Genomic DNA, 11389 nt, shown 5'->3' on the forward strand with positions numbered 1-11389 from the left:
GGCGGGCGGGCCGGCGCCCTCCCCTCCCCCCCGGATCAGTACCCCACGCCGAGATCCCGGGGGCGGTAGCCCTCCGGATACCCCGGATAGGTGCGGTTGTTGGGGTTGCTCGCCGCCCGCGAGAGCCGTCGCTTGGGCAGCCGGCGCACCACCGCGGACCGGGCGCGCAGCGCGGCCTCCGCGACCGCCCGGACCCGCGCAGAGCCCTGCGGGAACCCGAACGCCGCGGCCATCCGCTCGTCGATCAGCGCGTACACCGCGGTGGCGACGGCGGGTGCGAGCGCTTTCGGATACCACGACTGGAACAGCCGCAGGGTGTAGGTGCCGATGCGGTGGTTGTCGTCGCTGTACGTGAAGTGCTCGTCCTCGTAGTCCAGCTTGAACCGCTGGAACTCCTGGTAGGACTCCGGAATGTCCTTGATGCCCATCCGGATTCCCACCTGCCGGTAGAAGTGGAACGACGCGAGGCGCTCGTGCGGGTGCAGCCGCCGCCAGCCGTAGCGGTCGATCCAGTCGATCGGGTCGTAGACGAACGTCGAGAGCACGTAGAGCATGTCGTCGTTGTCGATCGAGTACCTGCCGTGCATCCGGTTGACGTTGCGCAGCGACTCGCGGCCCCGATCGGAGTCGTAGCCGTGCTCGACGAGCTCGGACATCAGGATCGCGGTGTCGTCGTAGCGTTTCTGCGGGCGGTGCTCGAACTCGCCGGTGCGGGCCAGCAGCGCGGAGATGCTCGGCACGCAGTAGGTACGGAACAGCGCGAACTCGAGCGACCGCTGGTAGTCCCACGGGAACTCGTAGCCCGCGGTGATCCGCAGGATGTCCTGATGGTGGGTCACCGGGTCCAGGCCCTCGATCACCTTCAGCCAGCCGAACCGGCCGAGCCCGGCGTGCGGGTCCCGGTTCGGCGCCGGGAAGGTCGTGGCCTTCTCCGTCCGGGCGTCGGGGCGGGCGGCGACGGACGCGCCGCGCGTGCGTTCCTGGGTGCGGTCGGGGGAGGTCGACGTCATCGGTGTCACCGCCCGTGCCGGGTCTTGAGCATCCACGCGGCGATCTTCATGTCCCGCGCGGTGCGCTCGAGCGTGAGCAGGTTCAGCGGGGCCCGGAACCTCTCGACGGTCACCGACTTGGGCCGGCTGAATTCGCGCAGGCCGTCGGCGCCGTGGATACGGCCGAACCCGGATTCGCCGATGCCGCCGAACGGCAGCGAGGGGATGCCGGCGAAGCCGAGCACCGAGTTCACCGACACCATGCCGGTGCGCAATCGGTCGGCGATCTTGCGGCCGCGGGAGCGGTCCTCGGTGAAGACCGACGCGCCGAGGCCGTAGTCGGTGGCGTTGGCGCGCTCGACGGCCTCGTCGAGATCGCGCACCTTGTTGACCACCACCGTCGGGCCGAAGGTCTCCTCGCACACCGCGGAGGACCGCTCCGGCACGTCGGTGAGGATCACCGGATCGACGTAGCGGTCGTGCACCGACTCGCGGCCGCCGACGACGGCCTCGGCGCCGTGATCGAGCGCGTCGTCGATCTGGCCGCGCACGACGTCGATCTGCCGGGGCAGCGTCATCGGGCCGTAGCTGGCATCGTCGGTGCCGCCGGGGCGCACCCGCTCGATAGTGGCGGTGAGCTTGTCGAGGAACTGCCGGTAGACCGGCTCGACGACGTAGATGCGTTCGACGCCGGCGCAGGTCTGGCCCGCATTCCCGAACGCGCCGAACGCGGCCATCTCCACGGCCTTGTCGAGGTCGGCGTCCTCGGCGACGATCATCGCGTCCTTGCCGCCGCACTCGGCGACGAGCGGGGTGAGGGTCTCGGCGCACACGGCCATGACCTTGCGGGCGGTCGCGCCGGAGCCGGTGAAGGCGATCTTGTCGACACCGGAGCGGGCGAGTGCCGCACCGGTCTCGCCGAGGCCGGTGATCACCTGGAACACCGGCTGCGTGGGAGCGAGCGCGTTCCACTTCTGCTCGAGCCACCTGCCCACGCCCGGGGTCAGTTCGGACGGCTTGAACACGACGGCGTTGCCGGCGGCGAGGGCGTAGGAGATCGAACCCATCGGGGTGTAGACCGGGTAGTTCCACGGCCCGATGACGCCGATGACGCCGAGCGGCTGGTACTCGAGGGTGGCTTGCTGGTTGGCGCTGGCCAGGCCGGACGGCACCCTGCGCGGGCGCAGCACCTTCCTGGCGTTGCGGGCGGCCCAGTCGAGGTGCTCGATCGCGAGCATCACCTCGAGGAAGGCGTCGCCGCGCGGCTTGCCGGTCTCGGCGGAGACGAGGGCCGCGAGGGACTCGGCGTCGGCGGCGACGGCCTTCTTGAACTCGAGCAGCCAGTCCCGGCGGCCGCGGAAGCCCTGGGTGGCCCACCAGCGGGCGGCCGACCGGGCGCGGTCGACGGCGGCGGCCACGTCGGTGGCGTCGGCGATCGGGTACTCGGCGAGGACGGAACCGTCGCGCGGGTCGAGGCTGGCGAAGGTGGCGGACGGGGGAACGGGCGACGGCGTGTCGGTGGTGCTGAGGTCCTGGGTCATGGAGTGACGCTTCCTTCACTGGGTCGCATCAAATATATTTGATGTGATTCACTGTCGTGGATCTCACACTAGGCGGCGCGCCCGGCGTCGACAACCCCCCACTACTTGTCCAGGCCAGGAGGCCGATCCCATGCACACCAACCTCGCCGAGCTCACCCCGGAGCAGCAGGACTTCGCGGCTGCCGTCGCCGACTTCTGCCGCCGGGAGGTAGGCACCCGCGCCCAGCGCGACGCCCTCACCGACCACGGCACGCACAGTCACAGCCAGGAGCTGTACCAGAAGATGGCCGCCCTCGGCTGGCTCGGCGTGACCGTCCCCGAGGAGTTTGGTGGATCCGCCGGCAGCACGGTCGACCTGTGCATCCTGCTCGAGCAGACCACGCGTGGCATGGCCCCCATCGGCGGCATCGGCCCCACCCTCATCACCGGCGCCGCCTACGAGAAGTTCGGCACGCAAGCGCAGAAGGAGACCGTGCTCGGCGGCATCGTCGAGGGCCGGTCCCAGTCCATTTCCATGTCCGAGCCCGAGGCCGGTTCCGACGTCGGCGCCCTGACCTGCCGCGCCGAGAAGGTCGACGACGGTTGGCTGATCAACGGCCAGAAGACCTGGTGCTCCAACGCGCACTTCGCCGACAACATCCTGCTCGTCGCCCGCACCGACCGCAGCGGCGCCAAGCACCAGGGCCTGACCATGTTCCATCTGCCGGCCGGCACGCCGGGCCTGAAGATCAGCGGCATCGACACGATGGGCGGCAAGGAGGTCAACGACCTCTACCTCACCGACGTGCACCTGCCGGAGGACGCCGTCGTCGGCGAGGTCGGCAACGGCTGGACCCAGCTGATGGCCGGACTGAACACCGAGCGGCTCATCCTGGCCGCGATGATGCTCGGCACCGCGCAGCGCGCCTTCGACGACGCCCTGCAGTTCGTCACCGAACGCAAGCAGTTCGGCCGCCCGGTCGGCACGTTCCAGGCGATCCGCCACCGGGTCGCGGACCTGGCCACCGAGATCGAGGCCACCCGGCTGCTGGTGTACCGCGTCGCGCGCCTCGTCGACGCCAACCCGGGCAAGCTGTTCCCGCGCGAGGCGTCCATGGTCAAGCTCAAGGCCACCGAGGTCGCGAAGAAGACCGCCCTCGAAGGCATGCAGATGATGGGCGGCTACGGGTACGCCACCGAGTTCGACATGGAACACCACGTGCGCAGGACGATCGTGTCGACGATCTTCGGCGGCACCAACGAGATCCAGCGCGACATCATCGGCAAGAGCTACGGGCTGTAGACCGATGACGGCACCGACCCGAGCGTCGCGCGGGCTGCGGCGACGGCCCCAGCTCTCCGAGGAGGTCGCGACCCACCTGCGCGGGCTCATCATCTCCGGAGCGCTGCGGCCCGGCGACTTCGTGCGGCTCGACGAGACCGCCGCCGAACTCGGGGTCAGCGTCACCCCGGTCCGGGAGGCGCTGCTGACGCTGCGCGGCGAGGGCTTGGTGCAGTCGGTACCCAACCGCGGCTACGTCGTCTCGCCGCTCGACCGGGGCGACGTGGCCGACATCTTCTGGCTGCAGAAGCAGATCGCGGTGGAGCTGGCCCTGCGCGCGCTGCGCTCCGCGGAACCCGCGGACCTCGAGCGGTTGAGCGCCCTGAACGATGCGCTGTGCCTGGCCGTCGAGTCCGGAGAGGCGCAGCGGATCGCCGACGCGGAGTTCGAGTTCCACCGGGACCTGAACCGGATCGCGGCCAGCCCGAAGCTCGCCTGGTTTCTCTACAGTGCGGCGCGCTACACCCCGTACCGGCTCTACGCGGCGGACCCGGAATGGGGCCGGCTCGCTGTCGCGTCGCACGCCCGGCTGATCGACGCGTTCCGCAGGGGGGACCGCGCCGAGGTGATCGCGCAGACCGAGGTGCAGTTCGACGACGCGGTGGCCCGGTTGCTGGCCCACCTGGACCGGATCGCACCTCGCAGCTGACCCGCACCCCGGGTGGCGGTGGTGGTGGTGGTGAGGGCCGAATGTCACATTCCTTCGATCAGACCGAAGGAATGTGACATTCGGCCGCTGCCAACGGCATCGGGGCTACAGCGCGACGTCGCGTTCGAGGCCGAACCAGTAGTGCTCGCCCGCGTCGAAGACGAGCTTGCCCTTGCCGTTCATGACCCCGACGAGCGTGTCGTCGTCGGCCTTCTTGAAGTGGTCGAACACGGGCATGCCGTCGTAGACCATCGTGGCGGTGACCTCGCCGCGGAAGCGGATCTCCCACAGGCTCGCCTCGCCGCGCCCGGTGTCGACGTCGGAGAAGAGTTCCCCGTTCGCGTTGTAGCACAGCAGCGGCTGCACGTCGTCGGCGGCGGCGAACTGCTTGCCGTACCACCGGGCCCGGCCGAGGAGGGTGTGGGTCCGGTGGCCGGTGTCGAAACTGAATCCGCGCCAGCGGTATCCGACGAGATCGTCGAGGCGGGCGGGCTCCAGACGCGCCCACAGGGCGTCGAGTTCGCGCGGTGAGATCACGTCGGTCCGGCTGCGCAGTGCGGCCAGTTCGTCGGCCACGGTCATGGTCACTCCTGAGGGTCGAAGGTGAGTACGGCCTTGACGACGTCGCCGGCCCGGACGGCGGCGAGCGCCTCGTCGAATCGTTCGAACGGGAAGGTGCGGATCAGTTTCTCCACCGGGAACGAGCCCTGCTGCCACAGGCGGACGAGTTCGGGGAGGAACACGTGCGGGTCGGCGTCCCCCTCGATCACCCCGGTGAGGGTGCGCCCGTTGAGCAGATGCGTCTGGTCGACGGTGACCGGATTCCGGCTGGCGCGCAGTCCCAGCGTGGCACAGGTTCCGGGGATCGTGAGCGAGGCCAGTGCCTGCCGGATCACCGCTTCGGTACCGACGGCTTCGACGGCGTGATCGACGCCCCCACCGGTGATCTCGCGGATCCGCCGGCCGGGGTCGGGGTGCTCGTCGGGGTTCAGTGTCTCCGTCGCACCGAGCTCGCGGGCGAGCGCGTGCCGCCGCGGGTTCGGGTCGACGCCGACGACGGTGCCGCACCCGGCGATCCGGGCGGCCATGACGGCGGCCATGCCGACCGCGCCGAGACCGAACACGGCGATCGACGAGCCGGGTTCGGGCCGCAGGACCCGCAGCACCGCTCCGGCACCGGTCTGCAACCCGCAGCCCAGCGGTCCGGCCGGGGCGAGCGGAACGTCGTCCGGCAGGCGCACGGCGTTGCGTTCGGTGGCGATCGCGAGGGACGCGAACGACGACTGTCCGAACCAGTTCCCGTGCAGGGGAACCCCCGACGCGTCGCACAGGGTGGTCGAGCCGTCCGGGCGACGGCCGCCGTAGTTGAGCGGGGCGAAGCGGGTGCAGTAGGCCGGGCGGCCGCGCGCGCAGTTGCGGCACGTGCGGCACGAGTCGAATCCGAGCACCACCGGGTCGCCGACGGCGAGATCGGTGACGTCGGGGCCGATCTCGACGACGGTGCCCGCACCCTCGTGTCCGAGGACGGCCGGCAGCGGGATCGGGACCCCGCCGGCGGCGGCGGTGAGATCGGTGTGGCAGATGCCGACGCCACCGATCCGGACGAGGACCTCGTCGGGCCGCAGCGGCGGCAACTCGATCGGCTCCGCCCGCGGCGTCGTCCCGTAGTCGCGCAGCACCGCCGCGGTGGCCGTGTGCGTCACGAGTTCGCCTCCCGCGGGGCGCTGTTGCCGAGGAGGGTGACCAGCATCAGTTGCTGCACCCGGCTCTCGTTGGACGGGGTGGGTTCGAAGTGCATCAGCCGGCCTATGTCGAGCACGAGGTTCAGCGCGGCATGGACCAGGAATCGGCACTCGACCGCGGACAGGCCCGGCCGTACGTCGGCGAGTAGACGGGCCCACTCCTCGACGTTGAGCCGCTGGATGTTGCGCAGGTCGGTGCGGTGCGCGGCGGGCAGGCTGCCGATCTCCGTGAAGTACACCGACATCAGCTCGCTCTGGGCGAAGGACAACCGGACGTACACGTCGGTGAGGGCGCGCAGCGCCTCGGCCGGAGACGTGGAGTCGGCCAGCGCGGTGTTCACGGCGACGGAGAGCCGGTCCGCGGCCCGGTGGAAGGCCGCGGCGAGCAGGTCGGACTTGCTCGCGAAGTGCCGGTAGACCCCGGAGGCGTTGATGCCGGCCGCGGCGCCGATCTCCTCGATGCTCACGTCGTGGTACCCGCGGGCGTGGAACAGCAGGATCGCCTCGTGCAGCAGCACCTCGCGTTTGTTGGCGACGGCGAGGCCGGGGGGCCGGACGGCCGCGGCGCGCGACGGGCCGGCCACCTCGAGCCGGACCGCGGCCACCGACCGGCACGCGTCCAGCAGCAACCGCTCGATCCGGCGGTTGGACAGCGGCGCCCGATGGGCGGTGATGCTGCCGACGACGCTGAGCATGGCGGCGCTGAGCAACACGTTGTCCGGCTCCGGCAGGTCCGGGCGCAGTGCGGCCAGGGCGGCGCCGACGCGGCGGTTGACGCCCCAGATCACGCTGCGGACCTCGCTCCGGTCCTCGGCCGTCAGATAGCGGTTCTCCCACCGGTAGAGCCCGGCGGTGCGGCGGCACTCGACGGTGGTGCGGATCGCGGCGAGCAGCAGCCGGTCGAGCCGCTCGGCGGGATCGTCCACCGCGTCTTCGTCCGCCTCGGCGACGGCCGTGCCGAGCGTCGTGCCCAGGCTCAGCGCGGCGTCCCGGAACAGCGCGTACTTGTTGGGGAAGTGCCGATAGAGGGCGGGGCCGGAAATGCCGACCGCGGCGGCGATCTCGTCGATCCCGACGCCGTGGTAACCCCGTTCGCTGAACGCTTCCGCGGCGACCGCAGCGATCTGGGCCTTGCGGTCCTTCGGCCGCCGTCGCGGAGCCGGTGCCGCCTCGGTCGACGTGCGGGCGGTCGACCGTGTCCGCGTCGCCCGCGAACCGGTCCGGGTCTGCTCCGCCACCGTACCTCCATCCATGCCGGGCGTGATCCCGGCAGCCTATCGCAAACGTTAGCGCCCAGCACCATATCCGCGGCGGCGAATTCCGTCGGGCCGCCCTGCGGAAAAGCCTGCGGAGAGCCCTTGACAAACAAGACCGCACACCGCGAAAGTTAACGAGAATTCTTGAAGTCATCGCGATATCCGGCGCTGTGCCGGACGTGTCCGTCCCCTGCGCGTCGCGGCGCAGGTCCAGGATCCGAGGAGGTCCAGTGAGAACCCGATTCACCGAGGCATTCGGGGTCGAGCACCCCATCGTCCAGGGCGGGATGATGTGGGTCGGTCGCGCCGAGCTCGTCGCCGCCGTGGCCGAATCCGGCGCCCTGGGATTCCTGACCGCGCTCACCCAGCCGACGCCCGAGGACCTCGTGAAGGAGATCGCCCGGACCCGCGAGCTCACCGACAAGCCCTTCGGCGTCAATCTGACGATCCTGCCGTCGATCACCCCGCCGCCGTACGCCGAGTACCGGCAGGCCATCATCGAGTCGGGCATCAAGATCGTCGAGACGGCCGGCTCCAACCCGGTCGACCATCTGCCCCACCTGAAGGACGCCGGCGTCAAGGTCGTCCACAAGTGCACGAGCGTGCGGCACGCGCTCAAGGCGGAACGGGTCGGCGTCGACGCCGTCAGCATCGACGGGTTCGAGTGCGCCGGTCATCCCGGCGAGGACGACGTGCCCGGCCTCGTCCTGATCCCCGCGGCCACTCGGCAACTGCAGATCCCGGTGATCGCCTCGGGCGGCATCGCCGACGCGCGCGGTCTCGTCGCCGCGCTCGCCCTGGGCGCGGACGGGGTCAACATGGGGACCCGGTTCATGTGCACCGTCGAGTCGCCCGTCGCACACGCGGTCAAGGAACAGATCGTCGCCAACACCGAACGCGACACCAGGCTCATCTTCCGCACCCTCCACAACACCGCCCGCGTGGCGGCGAACTCGATCAGCGCGGAGGTCGTCGAGATCGAATCGCGCGGAGCCGAGTTCGGCGACATCGCGCACCTCGTCGCCGGCGCGCGTGGCCGGAAGGTGTTCGAGGACGGCGATCTCGAGGCGGGCATCTGGACGGCCGGGCAGAGCCAGGGCCTGATCGACGACATCCCGACCGTGGCCGAACTCGTCGACCGCATGGTGACCGAGGCGGAGTCGATCATCGAGGACCGGCTCCGCGGATTCGTCGGACAGGGGGTCCGGGCATGAGTACGCCGACCGTCGCGGGGCTGCGGTCGGAACTCGCCGACGGCATCCTGCGTCTGACCATCGACCGGCCGAAGCGGATGAACGCCGTGGACCTGCCGACCATGCGGGCGCTCGGCGCCGCGCTGGACGGGGCCGGTGCCGATCCCCGGGTGCGCACCGTCGTCCTCACCGGCGAGGGGACCGCGTTCTGTACCGGAGCCGATATCGCTGCGGCGGCGACGAACCCGGCCGACCCGTCCGAGGTCATGGACGCCGCGAACGCGGTGATCCGATCCCTCGCGACGGTTCCGGTGCCGGTGATCGCCGCCGTCAACGGCCCGGCCGCGGGGGTGGGTGTGTCGATGGCTGTCGCGGCGGACCTCACCTACGCCACGGAGAGCGCCTACTTCCTGCTGTCGTTCGTGAACATGGGGCTGATGCCCGACGGCGCAGCGAGCCTGCTCGTTCCTGCCGCTGTCGGACGTGCGCGGGCCGCGGAGATGGCGTTGCTCGGCGAGCGGGTCTCGGCCGCGGACGCCGACCGGTTCGGCCTCGTCGCGCGCACTCTGCCCGACGCGGAGTTCGCCGCGCACGTCGACGCCGTGGCGGCCCGGACGGCGACCATGCCGCGGCGCGCCTTCGAGCTGACCAAGCGGGCCCTCGCCGCAGCGACACTCGGCCAGCTCGACGACGCGCTGGCCCGGGAGAAGAGCGGCCAGACGGAACTGCTCGCCTCGGCGGACTTCGCCGAGGCGGCCATGGCCATGCTCGAGAAGCGCCCACCGCGATTCTCCTGACGACACCTCGTACACTTCCCGGCCCGGTTACCCGGCCGGCCGATCGTCGGGTCCGTGCCGGGAATCTCTGTTCTACCCCTGGGCGCCAGTAATATTCATGGCAATAAGTAGAATGTGATGCCTGCGTCCACCCGGGCTGCTCCTGGCCGATACGACGAGAATCGCCATTAACAAAGTGCTGGCCGAATGCGGCCGATGCCTGTAATGTGCCTCACATCGAGAACCGGGATCGCGTCCCGTCGGCACCCCCCGTCACGTCCCGAGAGGAATCCTCATGGTCACCGCGTCAGCCCTCGCCGAGACCCAGCGCCTGCGCCGCAACAACTGGAACAACCACGTCGCGCGGCACGCCCTGATGATCCCGGACCGCACTGCGCTGCGGTTCCAGGGCCGGTCGATCACGTGGGCGGAGTTGCACGAGCGGGTCGAGCGGCTCGCCGACGCCCTCGCGCGGCGCGGCGTCGGTTTCGGCGACCGGGTCGTCGTCCTGATGCTGAACCGTCCCGAATATCTCGAGACCGTGCTCGCCGCCAACGCCCTCGGTGCGATCGCTGTCCCGGTCAACTTCCGCCTCACCGCACCCGAGGTGGCATTCCTGCTGCGGGACAGCGGATCCAAGGCGATCGTCGTGGAAGCGCCGCTCGCTCCGCTGGCCGCCGCGGCCCGTGCGGAGAGCGAAGGCCCGGAACTGTCCGTCACCGTCGGCGGCATCCCCGAGGGCGACGGCCTCGCCTACGAGGATCTGATCGCCGAGGCCGGCGACCCCCACCCGGCGGTCGACGTCCCGGACGACACCCCGGCCCTGATCATGTACACCTCCGGCACCACGGGTCGGCCCAAGGGCGCGGTGCTCTCCCACAGCAACATGTCCGCGCAGGCGCTCACGTGCATCCGCGCGTTCCATCTGTTCGACGAGTCCGGCGTCGGGTTCTGCGCCTCCCCGATGTTCCACATCGCCGCGCTCGGCGCGATGGCGCCCAACCTGATGCTGGGCGTTACCACCGTGATCCATCCGGTCGGGGCGTTCGACCCGAACGAGCTGCTCGACGTCCTCGAGGCCGAGCAGGTCACCAACCTGTTCCTCGTGCCGGTGCAGTGGCAGGCGGTGTGCGCCGCACAGCAGGCGAATCCGCGGAAGCTGGCCCTGACCAACATTTCCTGGGGCGCGGCGCCGTCCTCCGACACCATCCTGCGCGCCATGGCCGAGACGTTCCCCGACGCGTCGAACGTCGCGGTGTTCGGCCAGACCGAGATGTCGCCCATCACCTGCGTGCTGGACGGCGCGGACGCGCTGCGCAAGCTCGGTTCCGTCGGCCGCGTCATCCCGACGATCCAGGCGCGCGTCGTCGACGACGAGATGAACGACGTGGCACCCGGTCAGGTCGGTGAGATCGTCTACCGCGGGCCCACCATGATGAGTGAGTACTGGAACAACCCGGCTGCGACGGCGGATGCGTTCCACGGCGGCTGGTTCCACTCCGGCGACCTCGTGCGCGTCGACGAGGAGGGATTCGTCTACGTCGTCGACCGCAAGAAGGACATGATCATCTCCGGTGGCGAGAACATCTACTGCGCCGAGGTCGAGAACGTGCTGTTCTCGCATCCGAAGATCCTCGAGGCGGCCGTGATCGGACGTCCGGACGCGAAGTGGGGCGAGGTTCCGGTCGCGGTGATCGCGTTGCGGCCCGGCCACGACGATCTCACGCTCGACGAGTTGCAGCCGTTCTTCGACGAGCAGCTCGCGCGCTACAAGCATCCGAAGGAGGTCGTGATCGTCGAGGCCCTGCCGCGCAACGCCAGCGGCAAGGTCGTCAAGCACCAGCTGCGCGGCGGCCTGTCGGCGGTCGTGCAGGGCTGAACGCCACAGGGGCCGAAGGGGTTCCATCGGGGGACGGGGGACG

At 70.4% G+C, this 11389-nt stretch carries 10 protein-coding genes; 5 read left to right on the forward strand and 5 right to left on the reverse strand.

Features of this window, described 5'->3' with window-relative positions:
* Window positions 1-35: 35 nt before the first annotated feature.
* Together ACWPOB_RS08430 and ACWPOB_RS08435 are read right to left on the reverse strand one after the other, a co-directional pair.
* Window positions 36-1046 (reverse strand): oxygenase MpaB family protein, encoded by a 1011-nt coding sequence (locus ACWPOB_RS08430; RefSeq protein WP_006947466.1) that lies wholly within the window; start codon window positions 1044-1046, stop codon window positions 36-38.
* Window positions 1016-2530, reverse strand: coding sequence for an aldehyde dehydrogenase family protein (locus ACWPOB_RS08435; RefSeq protein ID WP_455400532.1), 1515 nt, complete (start codon window positions 2528-2530; stop codon window positions 1016-1018). Before ACWPOB_RS08435 ends, ACWPOB_RS08430 begins: the two co-directional genes overlap by 31 nt.
* Window positions 2531-2660: 130 nt before the next feature.
* On the opposite strand from ACWPOB_RS08435, the gene ACWPOB_RS08440 reads away from it, so the two are divergent.
* Together ACWPOB_RS08440 and ACWPOB_RS08445 are read left to right on the forward strand one after the other, a co-directional pair.
* Entirely contained in the window at window positions 2661-3812 is a 1152-nt protein-coding gene (locus ACWPOB_RS08440) for an acyl-CoA dehydrogenase family protein (RefSeq protein ID WP_455400533.1), read from the forward strand.
* Between the two features lie 4 nt (window positions 3813-3816).
* Window positions 3817-4500, forward strand: a complete 684-nt coding sequence (locus ACWPOB_RS08445; RefSeq protein ID WP_455400534.1) for a GntR family transcriptional regulator — start codon at window positions 3817-3819, stop codon at window positions 4498-4500.
* Between the two features lie 105 nt (window positions 4501-4605).
* Here ACWPOB_RS08445 and ACWPOB_RS08450 read toward each other — a convergent pair whose 3' ends face one another.
* The 3 genes from ACWPOB_RS08450 to ACWPOB_RS08460 are packed head-to-tail and all read right to left on the reverse strand — an operon-like array spanning window position 4606 to window position 7480.
* Window positions 4606-5082: a DUF4334 domain-containing protein gene (locus ACWPOB_RS08450; RefSeq protein WP_455400535.1), complete on the reverse strand. Its 477-nt coding sequence runs from the start codon at window positions 5080-5082 to the stop codon at window positions 4606-4608.
* Window positions 5083-5084: 2 nt separating this feature from the next.
* Window positions 5085-6203 carry an NAD(P)-dependent alcohol dehydrogenase gene (locus tag ACWPOB_RS08455; RefSeq protein ID WP_455400536.1) on the reverse strand — a complete coding sequence of 373 codons (1119 nt, stop codon included), beginning with the start codon at window positions 6201-6203 and terminating at the stop codon, window positions 5085-5087.
* On the reverse strand, window positions 6200-7480 hold the full coding sequence (locus ACWPOB_RS08460) for a TetR/AcrR family transcriptional regulator (protein ID WP_455400537.1): 1281 nt from the start codon (window positions 7478-7480) through the stop codon (window positions 6200-6202). Before ACWPOB_RS08460 ends, ACWPOB_RS08455 begins: the two co-directional genes overlap by 4 nt.
* A gap of 248 nt (window positions 7481-7728) precedes the next feature.
* On the opposite strand from ACWPOB_RS08460, the gene ACWPOB_RS08465 reads away from it, so the two are divergent.
* The 3 genes from ACWPOB_RS08465 (at window position 7729) to fadD5 (ending at window position 11346) form a co-directional block, all read left to right on the forward strand.
* Window positions 7729-8712 (forward strand): NAD(P)H-dependent flavin oxidoreductase, encoded by a 984-nt coding sequence (locus ACWPOB_RS08465; protein ID WP_455400538.1) that lies wholly within the window; start codon window positions 7729-7731, stop codon window positions 8710-8712.
* A complete protein-coding gene (locus ACWPOB_RS08470; RefSeq protein WP_455400539.1) occupies window positions 8709-9488 on the forward strand; it encodes an enoyl-CoA hydratase in 780 nt (259 codons plus the stop codon). Before ACWPOB_RS08465 ends, ACWPOB_RS08470 begins: the two co-directional genes overlap by 4 nt.
* A 274-nt stretch (window positions 9489-9762) precedes the next feature.
* A complete protein-coding gene (gene fadD5 / locus ACWPOB_RS08475) occupies window positions 9763-11346 on the forward strand; it encodes a fatty-acid--CoA ligase FadD5 (RefSeq protein ID WP_455400540.1) in 1584 nt (527 codons plus the stop codon).
* Window positions 11347-11389 lie beyond the last annotated feature (43 nt).

The organism is Rhodococcus sp. 2H158, assembly GCF_053764755.1.